Annotated in this window: 13 protein-coding genes; 5 read left to right on the top strand and 8 right to left on the bottom strand. The window is 71.9% G+C overall.

Features of this window, described 5'->3' with window-relative positions; translation table 11 throughout:
* Positions 1-117 precede the first annotated feature (117 nt).
* The gene (locus ACSBPG_RS29895; protein ID WP_435540908.1) at positions 118-585 is read right to left on the bottom strand and encodes a bacteriohemerythrin; all 468 of its coding nucleotides are present in this window, start codon (positions 583-585) and stop codon (positions 118-120) included.
* A gap of 250 nt (positions 586-835) precedes the next feature.
* Here ACSBPG_RS29895 and ACSBPG_RS29890 point away from each other — a divergent pair, with 250 nt between their 5' ends.
* Positions 836-1,498 carry a thiamine phosphate synthase gene (locus ACSBPG_RS29890; protein WP_435540907.1) on the top strand — a complete coding sequence of 221 codons (663 nt, stop codon included), beginning with the start codon at positions 836-838 and terminating at the stop codon, positions 1,496-1,498.
* Between the two features lie 104 nt (positions 1,499-1,602).
* On the top strand, positions 1,603-5,328 hold the full coding sequence (gene malQ / locus ACSBPG_RS29885; RefSeq protein ID WP_435540906.1) for a 4-alpha-glucanotransferase: 3,726 nt from the start codon (positions 1,603-1,605) through the stop codon (positions 5,326-5,328).
* A 21-nt stretch (positions 5,329-5,349) separates the two neighbouring features.
* Here malQ and ACSBPG_RS29880 read toward each other — a convergent pair whose 3' ends face one another.
* Both ACSBPG_RS29880 and glgX read right to left on the bottom strand, forming a co-directional pair.
* Positions 5,350-6,033, bottom strand: coding sequence for an HAD family hydrolase (locus tag ACSBPG_RS29880; protein ID WP_435540905.1), 684 nt, complete (start codon positions 6,031-6,033; stop codon positions 5,350-5,352).
* Positions 6,030-8,297 (bottom strand): glycogen debranching protein GlgX, encoded by a 2,268-nt coding sequence (gene glgX / locus ACSBPG_RS29875; protein ID WP_435540904.1) that lies wholly within the window; start codon positions 8,295-8,297, stop codon positions 6,030-6,032. Before glgX ends, ACSBPG_RS29880 begins: the two co-directional genes overlap by 4 nt.
* Before the next feature lie 240 nt (positions 8,298-8,537).
* On the opposite strand from glgX, the gene treY reads away from it, so the two are divergent.
* The gene (gene treY / locus ACSBPG_RS29870) at positions 8,538-11,336 is read left to right on the top strand and encodes a malto-oligosyltrehalose synthase (protein ID WP_435540903.1); all 2,799 of its coding nucleotides are present in this window, start codon (positions 8,538-8,540) and stop codon (positions 11,334-11,336) included.
* A gap of 128 nt (positions 11,337-11,464) precedes the next feature.
* Here treY and ACSBPG_RS29865 read toward each other — a convergent pair whose 3' ends face one another.
* On the bottom strand, positions 11,465-11,605 hold the full coding sequence (locus ACSBPG_RS29865; protein ID WP_435540902.1) for a hypothetical protein: 141 nt from the start codon (positions 11,603-11,605) through the stop codon (positions 11,465-11,467).
* Positions 11,606-11,814: 209 nt separating this feature from the next.
* Here ACSBPG_RS29865 and pyk point away from each other — a divergent pair, with 209 nt between their 5' ends.
* On the top strand, positions 11,815-13,281 hold the full coding sequence (pyk, locus tag ACSBPG_RS29860; protein WP_435540901.1) for a pyruvate kinase: 1,467 nt from the start codon (positions 11,815-11,817) through the stop codon (positions 13,279-13,281).
* A 33-nt stretch (positions 13,282-13,314) separates the two neighbouring features.
* Here the strand turns inward: pyk and ACSBPG_RS29855 are convergent, their stop codons facing one another.
* On the bottom strand, positions 13,315-14,001 hold the full coding sequence (locus ACSBPG_RS29855) for a GntR family transcriptional regulator (RefSeq protein WP_435540900.1): 687 nt from the start codon (positions 13,999-14,001) through the stop codon (positions 13,315-13,317).
* A 302-nt stretch (positions 14,002-14,303) separates the two neighbouring features.
* Between ACSBPG_RS29855 and oxlT the strand changes: the two genes are divergently transcribed.
* Positions 14,304-15,608, top strand: coding sequence for an oxalate/formate MFS antiporter (gene oxlT / locus ACSBPG_RS29850; protein WP_435540899.1), 1,305 nt, complete (start codon positions 14,304-14,306; stop codon positions 15,606-15,608).
* Positions 15,609-15,655: 47 nt separating this feature from the next.
* Here oxlT and ACSBPG_RS29845 read toward each other — a convergent pair whose 3' ends face one another.
* From ACSBPG_RS29845 to ACSBPG_RS29835, 3 genes are all read right to left on the bottom strand, one after another.
* Positions 15,656-17,008 (bottom strand): PepSY-associated TM helix domain-containing protein, encoded by a 1,353-nt coding sequence (locus tag ACSBPG_RS29845; protein ID WP_435540898.1) that lies wholly within the window; start codon positions 17,006-17,008, stop codon positions 15,656-15,658.
* 103 nt (positions 17,009-17,111) lie between these two features.
* Positions 17,112-17,513: a hypothetical protein gene (locus ACSBPG_RS29840; protein WP_435540897.1), complete on the bottom strand. Its 402-nt coding sequence runs from the start codon at positions 17,511-17,513 to the stop codon at positions 17,112-17,114.
* Between the two features lie 252 nt (positions 17,514-17,765).
* Positions 17,766-17,994 (bottom strand): NAD(P)(+) transhydrogenase (Re/Si-specific) subunit beta (locus ACSBPG_RS29835; protein WP_435540896.1); only part of this gene is annotated, 229 nt, incomplete at its 5' end.

The raw sequence follows: 17,994 nt of genomic DNA, 5'->3' as shown, positions 1-17,994 counted from the left end.
CGGGTCGTTGACCGACGTCGTCGGCCGGTCTCGCGAGCCGGCCTTTGTCCATGGCGGGAAGTGTGGGCCGTTCCAATTTCGTTGGCAAGGCAAATGGTTCGTGGATATGCGCTTCGGTCAGGTGCCGGCCGGGCTGACGGCCAGGGTCGCGGAAGACGCCGTCCGCGCCGTCGGGCGGACGGCGGATGGCGCGGGAAACCCGGCGAACAGGGCGGCGTCGGCCGCCACGTGCTCGTCGATCCAGTCGCGCAGCTGGACGAGGGCGGCTTGGCGGTTGCCGCCGCTGCGCAGGCAGAGGTCGATGGTCTCGGCGATCCGCCGGAAGTCGCGGCGGGCGATCAGCCGGTGCGGCGGCAGGACCATGCCGTGGTGGGCGAGCAGGCGATCCTCGCGGGTGAAGTGGGTGCGGACGTGCGACGCCAGGGTGTCGAAGACGCGGGCGGCGTACGCCGCCGAGACCCGGGATTCCATGGCCCGCGAGAAGTCGTTGTACAGCATGAACATCACCTGGTGTTCGCCGTCGCAGACGGCGATCCCCGTCGTGTGCTGGCCGCTCCAGACGAGACGCGACGTCGGGTGTTTCATGTCGTCCCCTCCCGTTGCCCAGGTGGTGCCGTCTTCTTGCTTCTTCACGCCCCATCCTTGCGGTCGAACCGCAGACCGACGGCGCGTTGCCCGCGACACCCCTTGTCATGCCTGCAATGAATATTGGAATACTCAGCGTGTGTTCTTGATGCTGTCATTGTTTTGTTGGGAACGTCAACCATTTCCGCACCCTCAAGGTGACGTATACAATATTTTTTCTATGTGTTTCGTATACGGAATTCCAGATCCCATGATCCCGCACCCAGCCCTCCTCGCCATCACCGACCGCCGCCAGGCCGGCCTGCCCCTGCCCGACCTGGCCGACCGGCTGTTCGCCGGCGGGCTGCGCTGGCTGTCGCTGCGCGATAAGGACCTGCCGGCGGCGGCGCGGCTGGACCTGGCCCGCGCGCTGGTGGCGCGGGCGGAGCGGTGGGGGAGTCTGGTCACCGTGCACGGCGATCCCCAGGTGGCCCAGGCCGCCGGGGCCGCCGGCGTCCACCTGCCGGACGGCGGCGACGTCGGACGGGCGCGGGCGCTGCTGGGGCCGGACGCGCTGGTCGGGGTGTCCGCCCACGACGCCGCCGGCCTGGCCGCGGCGGCGCGCGGCGGTGCCGACTACGCGACCCTGTCGCCGGTCTTCGCCACATCCAGCAAGCCGGGCTACGGGCCGGCGCTCGGCCTCGCCGGGCTGCGCGCGCTGGCGGCCGGGGCGCCGCTGCCGGTGGTGGCGCTGGGCGGGATCGGCGCCGGAAACGCCGCGGCGGTGCTGGGCGCCGGCGCCGCCGGCATCGCGGTCATGGGGGAGGCGATGCGGGGGCGCGATCCCGCGGCGGCGGTGACGCGCCTGCTGGCGGCCTGGGGCGATGAGATCGCCAGCCCCCGCGGCGTCCCGACAGGGTCCTCGTCGGGATGAGCGACGCCGCCGGTCGCTCCGCCGTCGCGAATCACCGGGACCCGAGCGAGAGGAAGCGTCCGGTCGGATGTTGAGGCTCCGCCTACCCACAACGGAGAGCCGCCGTGTCTTCGCCCGCCCGTCCAAACGCCGTGGTCGCGCCGCTGGGGGGCGAAGCCCTCCGCCACCTGGAGGAGTCCGTTCTGCCGCGCCACCTCGCGGCCTGCCGCTGGTATGCGGCCAAGAGCGCCGGCCTGCCGGACGTCCGCGTCGTGGACGCCGTGGAATTGCCGCTCCCCGCCGGCAGCGCCTATGTCTGCACCGTGCGGGCCGAGCCGCCGGGGCGGCAGCCCCAGCTCTATCTGCTGCCGCTCGTCCTCGATCCGCACGGGGCGGACAGGGCGGACGACCGCTTCCTCATCGGCGGTGCGTCGGCACGGCCCTGGGCCGGTGCGCTGCGCGACGCCATGGGGGACGACGGCTTCATCCAGGCTCTGCTGGAGCGGCTGAACACGGGCGCCGCGACGGCGGGTCTGCGCTTCGCCCGCACCGCCGCCCTGGCCGATCAGGCCCCGGCTCTCGGTGCCGCTCCTCTTCATCGTGCCGGGGCGGAGCAGTCGAACACCTCCGTGCGCGTCGGCGACCGCGCCATCCTCAAGGCGTTCCGCAAGCTGGAGCCCGGTGTCCATCCCGAGGTCGAGGTCACCCGCTTCCTCACGGAGGTGGCGCGCTTCGCCAACACGCCGCGGCTGCTGGGCTGGGTCGAGCAACCCGGCGCCGAGGCCGCCACCACCCTGTTCGTCCTCCAGGAGCTGGTCCCCGACGCCGAGGACGGCTGGGCCCATGTGACCGGCCGGCTGCGCGCCGCCCTCGACGCCGCCGCGGGAGACGCGCCGGCCGCGGACGACGGGCTGCTGGCGCTGATGAACCGGCTGGGGAACCGCACGGCCGCCCTGCATCACGCGCTTGCCGTGCCGACCGAGGACCCGGCGTTCCGGGCCGAGCCGGTGGACGACGCGGTTCTGGAGGGGTGGACGGAGGCCGTGCGGCGGATGGCCGGCACGGCGGTGGCCGCCCTGCGCGACGCTCTGCCCGGCCTCGATCCCGCGGTCGCCGCGCGTGCCCGTGGCCTGATCGACGGCGAAGCCGCGATCCTCGCGCGGATCGACGCCCTGGCGCCGCGCGGCGTCGAGCTTCGACGCATGCGGCTGCACGGCGACTTCCACCTCGGGCAGACCCTGGTGACCGACGACGACGTCTTCCTCATCGATTTCGAAGGCGAGCCGATGCGGCCGATGGCGGAGCGGCGGGCCAAGCACTGCCCGTTGCGCGACGTGGCCGGCATGCTGCGCTCCATCGCCTACGCCGCGGCGACGGCCCGTCGCGGCCTGGCGGACGGTGCCGGCGGCGCGGGCGAGGCGTGGATGGCCCGCTGGGAGGAGGAGGCCACGCGGGCCTTTCTCGCCGGATACCGCGAGGCCATCGCCGGCTGCCCCGGCGTGCCCGAGGACCCGGCCGCGGCCGACGGCCTGCTGACCCTCTTCATGCTGGAGAAGGCCCTGTACGAGCTGGGGTACGAGCTGGCGAACCGGCCGGACTGGCTGGCGATCCCGCTCGACGGCGTGCTCCGCCTGCTGGAAGGGGCGCCGGCGCCGCGCCCGCTCGAACGTCTGGCCGAGCGGATGGGGATCGAGACGGCCTACACCGACGCGGCCGGCCGCACCGTGACGATGACGCGCGGCACCATCCGGACGGTGCTGCGCGCCATGGGGGTGGAGGCCGCCGACGACGATGCGGCCGAGGCCCACCTCGCCGCGATCGAGCGGGACGAGCTGTCGCGCGCCCTGCCGCCGGTGGTGGTTCGGCGGGTCGACCGTCCGCCCTTCGGCGTGCCGGTCACCCTGGCGGCGGGCACCGGGACCCTGCGTTGGACGCTGCGGACCGAGGACGGGGACAGGCGGGAGGGCACGGCGACGGTGGCCGATTTGCCGCTGCTGCGCCAGGCGGCGCTCGACGGCCGGCCGGTGGAGGTGCGGCGCCTCGATCTGCCGGCGCCGCCGCCGGGATACCATGGGCTGCGCGTCAGCGCCGACGGGGTGGTGGGCGAGACGTCGCTCATCGCCGTGCCCGGACGTTGCCATCTGCCCGAAGCGCTGGAAGCGGGACGGCGGCTGTGGGGTATGGCGGCCCAGCTCTACGCGTTGCGTTCGGCCTCCGATTGGGGGGTGGGCGACTTCGGCGACCTGGCCAACCTCGTGGAGATCGCGGCCTCGCGCGGTGCCGCGGTGGTCGGGCTCAATCCCCTGCACGCCCTCTTCCTCGACCTGCCGGACCAGGCCAGCCCCTACTCCCCGGCGAGCCGGCTGTTCCTCCACCCCCTCGCGATCGACGCCACCGCCGTTCCCGAGCTGGCCACGAGCGCGGCGGTCCGCGCGCGCATCGCCACGCCGGAGTTCCAGGAGGCGCTGAGCGCCGCACGGGACTGCGCGCTGGTCGATTACGAGGCGGTCACCCGGCTCAAGCTGCCGATCCTGGAGGCGCTGTTCGCCGAGTTCCGCGCCGCCGCCGCGCCGGAGCGCCGGGCCGCCTTCGAGGATTTCCGCCGTGCCGCCGGTGCCGCGCTGGAGCGGTTCTGCGTGTTCCAGGCGCTGCGCGAACGCTTCGCCGCCGAGGGCGTCTCGGATTGGCGCCGCTGGCCGGACACTCTCCACGACCCGGCCTCTCCGGCCGTCGCCGCGTTCGCGGCGGATCACCGGGACCGCGTCGACTTCTACGCCTGGCTGCAGTGGATCGCCGACGGTCAGCTCGCGGCGGCGGCCGGCCGCTTCCGGGCGCACGGCGCGGCCATCGGCCTCTACCGCGACCTTGCCGTGGGCGCTGCCGGAGCCGGCGCCGAGACCTGGATGGCGCCCCATGTGGTGGTCTCCGCCGCCCACGTCGGCGCGCCGCCCGACCTGTTCAACCCGGCCGGCCAGGACTGGGGCCTGCCGCCATTCCATCCGCACGCGCTGCGCGAGGACGCGTACCGGCCCTTCATCGCCCTGGTGCGCGCCAACATGCGCCACGCCGGCGCCCTGCGGATCGACCACGCCATGGCGCTTCAGCACACGTACTGGGTGCCGGCCGGGAGCGCGCCGGCCGACGGTGCCTACGTGACCTATCCGATGGAGGATCTGCTCGGCATCCTCGCGCTGGAGAGCCGGCGGAACCGCTGCCTCGTCATCGGCGAGGACCTGGGCACGGTGCCGGCCGGGTTCCGTGAGCGCATGGAGCAGGCGGGCATCCTCAGCTACCGCGTCCTCTTCTTCGAGTGGACCGAGGACGGCGGCTTCGTCGGCCCCGACGACTACCCGTACCTGGCGCTGGCCACCGCCGGCAGCCACGATCTCGCCACCCTGCGCGGCTGGTGGCAGGGGCGCGACATCGCCGAGAAGGAGCGGGCGGGCCTCTATCCCGATCCCGGCGAGGCCAAGCGGCAACGCGAGCGACGGCGCGACGAGCGCGGGCGGCTGATCGACGCCTTGCGCGACGCCGGGTTGCCGCTGGCGGCCAGCTTCGGCGGCGACTCGCCCTACGACACGGCGCTGGGGCAGGCGGTCCACGCCTATCTCGCCCGCACCGCCTCGGCGATCGCCATGGTCCAGCTCGACGACATGACCGACGAGCCCGACCAGATCAACCTGCCCGGGAGCACCGACGAGTATCCGAACTGGCGCCGCAAGCTGTCGCTGACCCTGGAGGAGCTGGCCGACGACCCCCTCGCCGGCGCGCTCGCCAGCATCATGGCGGCCGCCCGCCCGCTGCCGGCGGTACGGCCGGCGCCGGACCAGCCGCCGCCGGCCGTGGCATAGCCGGTGGAACAGCCGGCGGCGTCAGTCCGGTGGGCGGCCGCCGGTCCGGCCGATGACGCTCTGCGCGAAGCGGCGCCACAGCTCTTCGGGATCGCGGTGGATCTCGACGCAGCCCGCGGCGCGCAGGCCCTCCTCGGGGAAGCCGCCGCACAGCACGCCGATCGCCGGCACGCCGGCCCGCCCCGCCGCCTGGGCGTCGTAGGGGGTGTCGCCCACCACCACGGCGGCCTCCGGCGCCAGCCCGGCGCGGTCGAGCGCCGCACGGAAGATGTCCGGGAACGGCTTGGACCGCTCCGCGTCGTCGGACGAGGTCTCGGCGTCGACGAGGTCCTCGATGCCGGCGATGCGCTTGTAGACGGCAAGCTCGTCGGCCTTCGCCGACGAGGCCAGCACCACCTTCAGGCCCGCCCCGCGCACGCGGTCGAGGAGATCGCGGACGTGAGGGAACGGCCGCACCCGGTCCATGCAGGTCCTCTTGAAGTGGTCGCTGCGGAAGGCGTCGAGCTCGTCGCCGTAGCGCGCCAGCTCGTCCCGGTCGAGGAAGACCGGCATCAACTGGTCGCCGCCCTTGCCGATCTGGCCGCGCACGGTGTCGAAGGGCAGCTCGTGGCCATAGCGGCGGAACGCCTCCTGCCACGCGGCCGCGTGCAGGTCGACGCTGTCGACGAGGGTTCCGTCGACGTCGAAGATCACGCCCTCGATCATGAGCGGCCCTCCTCGGCCGGTTCGCCGGCGGTCGGCGTGTCCGCCGTGGCGGGCTCCTGCGGCGTCGGGATGGGGATCTCGGCCACCGCCTTCAAGGCCCGTGCCGCCCGGGTCAGGGCGACTGACGGCCGATCGTCGGGCTCGAGCCCGAAGAACAGGAGCGACCGCCCGGTCACCTCGTACGCATCCCCCGTGTCGAACCGCGGCGTCTCGTCCCGCCGGGGCTGGTTGGTGTCGAGCATGCAACGCCACATGCTGCCGCCGGCGACCTCGGGCAGGGTGAAGCGGACCACGTCGGTGTGGGCGTTCACCACCAGCAGGGTGGTGGCGTCCATGCCCGGGCGCCTGATGCCGCTCGCCTGCGCCCGCCCGTCCATCAGCATGCCCAGGCAGCGGGCCTGCGGATCGTGCCAGTGCTCCTGGTCCATGTCCGTGGCGTCCGGGGTCAGCCAGCGGACGTCCTTGACGTCCAGGTCGGCGTTGTACGCGCCGGTCAGGAAGCGGCCGCGGCGCAGGATGGGAAACGCCTGGCGCAGCGCGATCACCTTGCGCACGAACGTCGTCAGGGCCTGGCCGTCCTCGTCGATGGCCTCCCAGTCCAGCCAGGTGATCTCGTTGTCCTGGCAATAGGCGTTGTTGTTGCCGCCCTGGCTGTGGCCGAACTCGTCGCCCGCCAGCAGCATGGGCGTGCCCTGGGACAGCAGCAGCGTCGCCAGAAGGTTGCATTTCTGGCGGAAGCGCAGCGCCTTGATCTCCGGATCGTCGGTCGGCCCCTCGGCGCCGTGGTTCCAGGACAGGTTGTGGGAATGGCCGTCGTTGTTGCCCTCGCCGTTGGCCTCGTTGTGCTTGTCGTTGTAGGAGACGAGGTCGTGGAGGGTGAAGCCGTCGTGGGCGGTGATGAAGTTGACCGATGCCCAGGGCTTGCGGCCGCGCCGGTTGAAGACGTCGCCCGACGCGGTCACGCGCGTCCCCAGCTCCGGCAGCTTGCCCTCTTCGCCTTTCCAGAAGGCGCGGACGGTGTCGCGGAACTTGTCGTTCCATTCCGCCCAGCCCGGCGGGAAGCCGCCGACCTGGTAGCCGCCGGGGCCGCAGTCCCAGGGCTCGGCGATCAGCTTGACGCTCGAGAGGAGCGGGTCCTGCAGGCAGCTGTCGAGGAAGCCGCCGCCCTCGTCGAAGCCGTAGGGTTCCCGACCGAGGATGGTTGCGAGGTCGAAACGGAATCCGTCGACGTGCATCTCGGTGATCCAGTAGCGCAGGCTGTCGGTCACCATCTGCAGGACGCGGGGGTGGCTGAGGTTCAGCGTGTTGCCGGTGCCGGTCTCGTTGATGTAGTACCGCTTCTCGTCCGGCATCAGCCGGTAGTAGCTGGCGTTGTCGATGCCCTTGAACGACAGGGTCGGGCCGCGCTCGTTGCCCTCGGCGGTGTGGTTGTAGACCACGTCCAGGATGACCTCGAGGCCGGCGTCGTGCAGATGGGCGACCATCTCCTTGAACTCGTTGAGCTTGCCCGTCGCCGAATAGCGCAGTTCCGGGGCGAAGAAGCCGATCGAGTTGTAGCCCCAGTAGTTGGCCAGCCCCTTGTCGACCAGGTGCTGATCCTGCACGAAGGCGTGGACGGGCAGCAGCTCGACCGAGGTCACGCCGAGGCTCTTGATGTAGTCCACCACCTCCTTGACGGCGAGGCCGGCGTAGGTCCCGCGCAGGTTCGGCGGGACGGCGGGATGGAGCCGGGTGAAGCCCTTCACGTGGGTCTCGTAGAAGATGGTCCGTTCCCACGGCACGGACGGCTTGGCGTCCTTGCCCCAGGTGAAGGCCGGGTCGACCACCCGGCACTTCGGCATGAAGGGCGCGCTGTCGCGCTCGTCGAAGGACAGGTCGAGGTCGGGCGAGTCCAGCACGTAGCCGAAATGCGCAGGATTCCACGTGAGCTCCCCGATCAGCGCCTTGGCGTACGGGTCGAGGAGCAGCTTGTTGGGATTGAACCGGTGCCCGTTCGCCGGATCGTACGGTCCGTGCACGCGGTAGGCGTACACCGTCCCGGGGCGGGCGTCGGGCAGGTAGGCGTGCCAGATCTCGTTGGTGAACTCCGTCAGCTCGATGCGCTCGAGCTCCGTTTCGCCGGCGCTGTCGAACAGGCACAGCTCCACCTTCGTCGCGTTGGCGGAGAACAGGGCGAAGTTCACGCCCAACCCGTCCCAGGTGGCGCCGAGAGGGAACGGCGAGCCCTCGCTGATCCGTGACGTCGTCGTGTTGATGAAGGCCATGCTCCGCTCTCCGGTTTTTCGGTCGTCGTGACGCGCCAAGGGTACCGGGGGCGCGGACGCACCCACGGCGGGCGTTCAACCCGCACCGCCGCCCTCCGGTTCCGCACGCTTCATCATTCGTTTCGGCAGTGATCCGAAGGGAGAGGAACCCGGAGGGCCGGCGCGGGTTGTTCAGCGGTTCCGCATCCGGCGGACCGGCCGCGCCGCACGTCCGCGCACCCCCGAACCGAGGAGCCCACCATGTCCCAAGGCGTCGAAGGACCGGTTCCGCGCGCGACCTACCGGTTGCAGTTCAACAAGGACTTCGGCTTCCCGGCGGCCGCGGGCCTGGCGCCGTACCTCGCCCGGCTCGGGGTCAGCCACGTCTACGCGTCTCCCTATCTGGCCGCCAGGCCCGGCAGCACCCACGGCTACGACATCGTCGACCACAACGCCCTGAACCCGGAGATCGGCGACCGCACCGCCTTCGACGGCATGGTCCGGGCCTTCCGGCGGGAAGGGTTGGGGCAGGTGCTCGACTTCGTGCCCAACCACATGGGCGTGGGCGGGGCCGACAACCGCTTCTGGCTGGACGTCCTGGAATGGGGGCCGGATTCCGAGTACGCCGGCTACTTCGACATCGACTGGGCGCCCGACCGGCCGGACCTGCAGGACAAGGTGCTGGTGCCGTTCCTGGGCGATCAGTACGGCGCGGTTCTGCACGCCGGCCAGCTCCTCCTCAGGTTCGACGCCGAGGCCGGCGGCTTCGCCGTGTGGGCCTACGACAGCCACAAGCTGCCGGTGTGCCCGCTCGACTACGGCCGCATCCTCGGCGACGGCGATCCCGTGCTGGAACGGTTCGGGGACGACTTTGCCAATCTTCCCGCGCACCGTCCGAACGTCGCGCGCCGCGCCGCCGACCTCAAGGCGGAGCTGGCGGAGGCGGTGCGCGCGCAGCCCGCCGTCGCCCGGGCGGTCGAGGACGCCGTGGCGGCCCTCAACGGCCGGCCCGGCCAGCCGGAGAGCTTCCGGCGGTTGCACGACCTCATCGAGCGGCAGCACTGGCGCGCCGCCTACTTCCGGGTGGCGGCGGACGACATCAACTACCGCCGGTTCTTCAACATCAACGACCTCGCCGGGTTGCGCATGGAGCAGCCCGAGCTGTTCGACCATGCCCACCGGCTGGTGTTCGACCTGCTCGGCGACGGGACGCTCGACGGCCTGCGGCTCGACCACGTCGACGGGCTGCTCGATCCCAAGGGCTATTTCCGGCGCCTGCGGGAGAAGGCGCCGCGCCCCTTCTACCTCGTCGTCGAGAAGATCCTGGCCCGGCACGAGCGGCTGCGCGAGGACTGGGCGGTCGACGGCACGAGCGGCTACGAGTTCGCCAACCTCGTCGGCGGGCTGCTGGTCGATCCGGCCGGGGAGGAGGCGTTCTCCCGTCTCTACGCCGACCTGACCGGGCAGGACCGGCCCTTCGCCGACATCGTCCACGATTGCAAGATCGGCATCATGGAGCAGGAGATGGCGAGCGAGCTCAACGTGCTCGCCCGCGAGGCCGCCCGCATCGCCCGCTCGAACGCGCTGACCCGCGACTTCACCAAGAACATCCTGCACCAGGGGCTGAAGGAGGTCGTGGCCAGCTTTCCCGTCTACCGGACCTACATCGACGGCAGCGAGCCCGACACCGCCGACCGCCGCGACGTCGACTGGGCCGTCGCGCAGGCCCGCCGGGCGCCGAACGCCCCGGACGCCAGCGTCTTCGATTTCCTGCACGCGCTGCTGACGACCGATCTGGTCGGCCGGCCGCGCAGCGGCTTCAGCCGGCAGGCGGTGGTCCGGCTCGCCATGAAGGTGCAGCAGTACAGCGGCCCGGTGATGGCCAAGGGGCTGGAGGACACGGCGTTCTACCGCTACAACCGGCTGGTGTCGCTCAACGAGGTCGGCGGCCATCCCGACCATTTCGGGGTGAGCCTCGCCGCGTTCCACCACGCCAACGCCGAGCGGGCCCGCCGCTGGCCGAACGCCATGCTCGGCACCTCCACCCACGACACCAAGCGCGGCGAGGACACGCGGGCACGCCTGAACGTCCTGTCGGAGATGCCCGAGGAGTGGGAGAGGCAGGTGCGGACGTGGAGCCGCATCCTGCGCGCCCGCCGGGGCGACGTCGAGGGGACGGCGGCGCCCGACCGCAACGACGAGTACCTCCTCTACCAGCTCCTGGTCGGAGCGTGGCCGGCCGAGCTGACCGGCATCGGCCTGCCGGAGCCGGTGCCCATGAAGGACTTCACGGTCCGGATGGAAGGCGCCCTCATCAAGTCGCTGCGCGAGGCGAAGGTGCACTCGACCTGGGCGGCGCCGGACCAGGAGTACGAGGAGGCGTTCCTCGGCTTCCTGCGCGACGCCCTCGACGTGACCCGGCCCAACGCCTTCCTGGAGGCGTTCCTGCCGTTCCAGGAGCGGGTGGCCGGGCACGGCGTGCGCAACAGCCTGGTCCAGACGGTCCTGAAGCTGACGGTGCCGGGCGTGCCGGACATCTACCAGGGGGCCGAACTGTGGGATCTCAGCCTGGTCGATCCGGACAACCGCCGGCCCGTGGACTACGAGGCCCGCGCCCGCCTGCTCGATGCGGTGGAGGACCGCCTCGCGGCCGACCGGCCGGGCGCCCTGGCGGGGATGCTGGAGCGCTGGCGCGACGGCGCCGTCAAGCTCGCCGTCATCGCGACGGTGTTGCGCGATCGCCGCCGGCAGGCCGATCTGTACGCCGAGGGCACCTATGAGCCGCTGCCCGCCGAGGGCGAGCAGGCCGAGCGGATCTGCGCCTTCGCCCGGCGGCGGGACCGGCAGGCCGTCGTGGTCGCCGTGGCGCGCTTTCCCGCCCGCGGCGAAGGCGGTCCGGGCTGGCTGCGGACGGGCGTGCCGATGCCCGACGATCCGGCGGCGCCGCGGTGGCGGGACCTCTTCACCGGACGGGTGCTGGAGGCGTCGGACGGCCGCCTTCGGGCCGAGGCGCTGTTCGGCTGCCTGCCCGTATCCGTCCTCGTGCCGGAGGACGGCTGACCGGTGCCGTCTAAGCAGGTTTTCCGAACTCCGCCGACCTCTGGGCGGGCTCGGAAAACCTGCAAAACCAGAGAGTCCGCAGGTTTGCCCAGGCCGGGCCATGTGTGGCCCGATCCGGGAAAACCTGCTTAGAACGTGTACCAGAAGTCGTGCCACAGCGGCGCCGCGTCGATCAGCCCGCTGAGCGCCAGGAGGATCTGGCCGGCCGCGGCGAGGCCGCCGTAGACCAGCATGCGGACGACGATCCGCGTGGTTCCCGCCGAACGCATCGCAATTCCTCCGTACCCCATGGTGTGCCCCATGGTCGACCACCGCGCGGTGGGCACCCCGCCATGGGGCGCCGGGAGGGGGCGGCGGTCAACGCGGCGTGGCCGATATTCCGGCCTGCGGAAATTCAACCGCCTTGACTTGGCGGCGCGTCGCCGGCCGTCCACGATCCCGTCACCTTGAGGCGGACGGAACCGATGGAGATCAGGCCATGCCGCGTGGACGCAGCACCAAGATCGTCGCGACGCTCGGGCCGGCCAGTTCGACCCACGACCGCATCCTGGCGCTGGCCGAGGCCGGCGTCGACGTCTTCCGCCTGAACGCCAGCCACGGCACCCAGGCCGAGCACGCGCAGCGCTACCGCACGATCCGCGACGTCGAGGAGGTGGTGAAGCGGCCGATCGGCGTGCTGCTCGACCTGCAGGGGCCGAAGCTGCGCGTCGGCACCTTCGCCGGCGGGCCGGTGGAGCTGGTGAAGGGCCACCGCTTCCGGCTCGACCTGGACCCGACGCCCGGCGACGGCGGCCGCGTCTGCCTGCCGCACCCGGAGATCTTCGCCGCACTCGCCGCGGGCGTCGACCTGCTGCTCAACGACGGCCGAATCCGCCTGCGGGTGGAACGCTTCGGGCCCGACTTCGCCGAGACCGAGGTGCTGGTCGGCGGCGTGCTGTCCGACCGCAAGGGCGTCAACGTGCCGGGCGTGGCGCTCGGCCTCAGCGCCCTGTCGGAGAAGGACCGCAGCGACCTGGCCTTCGGCCTGAAGCTGGGGGTCGACTGGATCGGCCTCAGCTTCGTGCAGCGCCCCGACGACATCCTGGAGGCGCGCGAGCTGATCGGCGACCGCGCCCAGATCATCACCAAGATCGAGAAGCCGGCGGCGCTGCCGCACCTGGCCGAGATCATCCGCCTGTCCGACGCCGTCATGGTGGCGCGCGGCGACCTCGGCGTCGAGCTGCCGCCGGAGGACGTGCCGGGCCTGCAGAAGCGCATGATCCGCATCAGCCGCTCGCTCGGCCGGCCGGTGATCGTCGCCACGCAGATGCTGGAATCGATGATCTCGGAGCCGACACCGACCCGCGCCGAGGCGTCCGACGTGGCGACCGCCGTCTATGACGGAGCCGACGCGGTGATGCTGTCGGCGGAGAGCGCGTCGGGCCAGTACCCCATCGAGACGGTGGCGATGATGAACCGCATCGTCTCCCGCGTCGAGCGCGACCCGCTCTACCGCACCATCATGGACGCCGAGCACCCGCGGCCCGAGCCGACCACCGCCGACGCCATGTCGGCGGCGGCCCGGCAGGTGGCGGAGACGATCTCGGCCGCGGCCATCGTCACCTTCACCAGCACCGGCTCGACCGCACTGCGGGCGGCGCGCGAGCGGCCGACGGTGCCGATCCTCGGGCTGTCGGCCAACCGCGAGACGGCGCGGCGCCTGGCCCTCGCCTGGGGCGTCCACGCCGTGTGGACCGACGAGGTCCACGATTTCGGCGAGATGGTGGAGCGGGCCAGCGACGTCGCCTTCGCCGAGCGCATCGGCATCCCCGGCGAGTCGGTGGTGGTGACCGCCGGCTATCCCTTCGCCACGCCGGGCACCACCAACAGCATGCGCGTGGTCACCATCCGCGAGCCCGGCGTGACCGGGGCGGACGCGTCGGGGGCCGTGCTGGCGCGGGCCTGACAGCCCCGGCCCCGGGGCGGCGGGGCCGGGCGGTCAGAGGAAGTCGCAGTGCTTCTCGACGTGGGCGGCGAGGCCGAGGGTGTGCTCGCGGACCAGCCGTTCCGCCTCCTCGGCGTTGCGGCTCTCCAGGGCCTTGATGATGGCCCGGTGCTCCTGGATCGAGCGTTCGGCGCGGTTCTCCTGGCCGATGGTCAGCTTGCGGATGGCGCGGACGTGGATGAACAGGTTGTCCGTCATCTCCGTCAGGAGCTCCGACCCGCTGAGGCGGATGATGCTCTTGTGGAAGGCGATGTTGGCGTCGGAGTACTCGGTGACGTGCTCCATCGGGCTGCTGCCCTCGAAGTCGCGGAACAGCTCCCACAGCGCGTGGATGTCCGCGTCGGAGGCCCGCTGGGCGGCGAGGCGCGCCGCCATGCTCTCCAGCGCCGCCCAGGCCTGGATCATCTCGACGATCTCGGTCTTGGTCTTGCGCACCACGAAGACGCCGCGCCGCGGCAGCAGGCGGATGAAGCCCTCCTGCTCCAGGAGGGTCAGCGCCTCGCGGATCGGCGTGCGGCTGACGCCGAGCAGGTCGCTGAGCTGGCGCTCTTCCAGCCGGATCTCCTCGGGATGGTCGTAGATGTCCATCTCCGTGATCGCCTGCTTCAAGGCGTGGTAGACCTGACTGCGGAACGTGGTCCCGGTATCGAGCGGCTGGACTTTCAGCGACGGCGCGTTCATCGGCGTCCATTTCCCTAATGCGGCCGGGTCGTGGTCCGGCGAATCTTGAATTCCATACACCAGATGCACATTCCGGGCCAGAAAGTCCAGGGAAGTTTTCCCGGCGGCCGCGGCGGCGTCCGATGCTGGCTCAGCGGATTGTTTTGACTTGCAGCGGATGCCGGCGCCGGTGTTTCGTAACGGCAGGTACAAAGTTTGGTATACCAAACGGTGTGCCTGCCCGCCGGGCCGGGAGCCGGCCGCCGCGTGTTCCGGCCCCGTGGGCAAAAGAAGAAACTGAAGAAAACCGCCTCGGGGAGACAATGTTCCAAGAAGAGACCCATCGACCGGCGCCGTTCGGCGGGCGCTGGATGCAGCTGGCCGTCGGCATCGTCTGCATGTCGATGATCGCCAACCTTCAGTACGGCTGGACCTTGTTCGTCGAACCCATCGACGACAAGCACGACTGGGGTCGCGCGGCGATCCAGGTCGCCTTCACCATCTTCGTCGTGACCGAGACCTGGCTGGTGCCGGTGGAGGGCTGGTTCGTCGACCGCTACGGGCCGCGGATCGTCGTCCTGGTGGGCGGCGTCCTCTGCGCGCTGTCCTGGGCGCTCAACGCCGTCGCCGATTCGCTGCCGCTGCTGTACCTCGCCGCGGCGATCGGCGGCATCGGCGCCGGCGGCGTCTACGGCACCTGCGTCGGCAACGCGCTGAAATGGTTTCCCGACCGCCGCGGCCTGGCGGCCGGGCTGACGGCCGCCGGATTCGGCGCGGGCTCGGCGCTCACCGTGGTGCCGATCGCGGCGATGATCGCCGAGTCGGGGTACGAGGCGACCTTCCTGGCCTTCGGGCTGGGGCAGGGGCTGGTGGTGTTCGCGCTGGCCTGGCTGCTGGTCACGCCGCCGACCCATGAGGCCGCCGGTGGGGCCGCCGGTGGGGCCGAACCGGCACGGCGCCAGTACGCCCCGGCGGAGATGGTGCGTACGCCCGTGTTCTGGGTGATGTACGCCATGTTCGTCATGGTCGGCGCCGGCGGGCTGATGGTCACCGCCCAGCTCGGCCCGATCGCCGGTGACTACGGGCTGACGGACACCCCGGTCAGCCTGTTCGGCCTGACCCTGCCGGCGCTGACCTTCGCGCTGTCCATCGACCGCGTCCTCAACGGGGTGACGCGGCCCTTCTTCGGCTGGGTGTCCGACCGCATCGGCCGCGAGAACACCATGTTCGTCGCCTTCGCGCTGGAGGCGCTGGGCATCGTCGCGCTGGCGCTCTACGGCCGCGACCCCGTGCTGTTCGTCGTCCTCACCGGCCTCGTGTTCTTCGCCTGGGGCGAGATCTACAGCCTGTTCCCGGCCTGCTGCGGCGACAGCTTCGGCTCGCGCTTCGCGGCGACCAACGCCGGGCTGCTCTACACCGCCAAGGGGACGGCGGCCCTGCTGGTGCCGTTCGCCAACCTGATCGTCCTGGAGACGGGGAGCTGGCAGGGCGTGTTCTACGTCGCCGCCGCCGTGAACCTCGCCGCGGCGCTGCTGGCGCTGCTCGTGCTCAAGCCGCTGCGGGCCCGCCACGCCGCGGGCGCCGCCGCGCCGCCGCCGGCGCTGGCGCCGGTGTACGCCGCGGACTGAGGGCGTCCCCCCTCCCCCGGCCCGGCCGGGGGAGGGGGGACGGCTCGTCAGGCGGCCCGGAGCGGACGCCGGCGGGCGAGGGCGCGGTCGAGGACGGCCATCACGACCAGCGAGGCGCCGACCAGGGGGAAGACGAGGCCGCCGACGGCGAGCAGGGCGAGCACGCCGCGCATGGTCCGCCGGTCGCGGGGAAGCGGCGGCATGCCGAGGCTGCCGCGCGGCCGCCGCTTCCACCACATGACGGCGGCGGACATGCTCAGCAGCACGATCGCCAGGCACACGGCCAGCATGAGCAGCTGGTTCGCCAGGCCGAACTCCTGACCCATGTGTACGTTGATGCCCCATTCCAGCGCCTTGCCGAGCGGCCCATAGTCGGCGTAGCTCATGTCGATGAGCGGCGCGCCGGAATACTGGTCGAGATGGACGACCCGCTGGCGCGACAGGTCGTCGGGGTAGACCTGCCCGGTGTAGACGCCGGTGGGCCCGGCCGGCGGCGTGACCGCATAGCCCGCCGCGAGCCCGAGCCGGTCGAAGACGGCGACCGCCTCGTCGAGGCCGATCGGCCCGCCGCCGCCCACCGACTGCGGCACCCGCGCCTGCTCCAGGGACCAGGTGGTCGGCCCGCCGTGGCCCAGGTGCTCGTCGGACATCGGCACGCTCACCCGCACGCCGGCGGGATAGCCGAAGTTGCTGCCGTTGGCCCACTGGTTCACGTAGCTTCCCCAGAAGACGGACCACGGCATGCCGGTGACCGCCAGGAACAGGACGAAGGCGCCGGCGAACAGGCCGGTGACCGCGTGGAGGTCGCGCCAGAACCGCCGTTGGCGCGGCCGGCCGCGCACCGTCACCACGCCGCCGTCACGCCCGCGCGGCCACCAGAGATAGAGTCCGGAGGCGACGAGCAGGATGGTCCAGCCGCCGACGATCTCGATGACGCCGTTGGCGATCGGCCCGAAGTAGGCGAGGCTGTGCACCTGCCGGACGATCCACATGACGGTGCCGCGGTCGGCGATGGTGCCGAGCACCCGGCCGTCGTAGGGATCGACGAACACCGACAGCCGGTCGCCGGCGGACGTGCGGACGCCGACCTCGGCCGACACCGCCGGCCCGGCGGGCGGCAGGTACTTGGCGAGCGTGCCGGGATGGGCGGCGAGGGCGGCGCCGACCAGCGCGCTCGGCGGCAGGCGCGCCGCGTCGCGCGCCTCCACCACCTTGACGTCGCGGTGCACGAACCCGTCGATCTCGTCGCGGAACAGGTAGAGGGCGCCGGTCACGGCGAGCAGGACGAGGAAGGGCAGGGTGAACAGGCCGGCGTAGAAGTGCCAGCGCCAGACGGCCCGGTAGAGGTCGGAGGAGCGGTCGGCCGCTGCGGCGGCGGACCGGGAGGCGATGTCGGTCATCGGCGGAATCCCGTGCGGGCGCACCCCGCACGCCGCGGGTCCAGCGGGTGCGGGGCCGCCACGGCCTGAAAGGAAGACGATCGGTCTGGAAGGGTCGTCCTGGTCAGGCCGGGGGGCCGCGGGCGCCGACCGGCAACGGCGAGCCGGCCGGTGCGACGAAGGGAGCGGCCGGCGCTGCGGAAGGGTCGGGGCTCCAAGACGGCGCGGGAACGGCCGCCACGGCGGGCAGCACCGCCGGCGGCGAGGCGATGCTGCGCAAGGCGCAGACGAGCTTGCACAGGGCGTCGGCGGCCGGATCGGGCGCCGGCGCCTCGGGTGCGCCGGTGGTGCCGGCGTGGCAGATGGAGCCGTGGTCGGCGAGGAGGAGGTCGGTCAGACCGGCGTGGCCGACGGCGACGCTCGGCCCGGCCACGCCGAACAGCAGGCTCTGGAGGACCAGCGCATAGGCGGACAGGGCGGTGATCCACCGCCGCCGCGCCGTCCGCCCCGACCGTTCCAGTGCCATGCCGCTCCCCAGCGAAGGCGCGTTCCGGCGGCGATGCTAGCGGAACGGCGCGGCGAAGGGAATCCGCTCGGGATGCGCCCGGCCTGATCGCCGGCGTTCAGGACGATCTTGCCGACGGGACGGTCGCTTTCCCCTCTCCCGTGCGGGGAGGGGAGCTTTTTTCCTCGCTCGATCAGCGGCTTGAGCGGAATTCATCAAAATGTGTGGATCCGCAAGCCCAGGGGGAGAGGGTGGACGAAGGCGAACGCCGCGTCAGGCCGCCTCGGTCGCCTTGACGACCTCCTCGGTGATCTTCTTGGCGTCGCCGAAGAGCATCATGGTGTTGGGGCGGAAGAACAGCTCGTTCTCCACGCCGGCGTAGCCCGACCCCATGGACCGCTTGATGAAGAACACCGTCTTGGCCCTCTCCACGTCGAGGATCGGCATGCCGTAGATCGGGCTCGCCGGGTCGGTCTTGGCCGCCGGGTTGGTGACGTCGTTG

Origin of the sequence: Azospirillum sp. ST 5-10, assembly GCF_051225715.1 — a bacterium.
Classification (GTDB): Bacteria; Pseudomonadota; Alphaproteobacteria; order Azospirillales; family Azospirillaceae; genus Azospirillum.
This window is presented reverse-complemented; position numbering and strand designations above follow the sequence as displayed.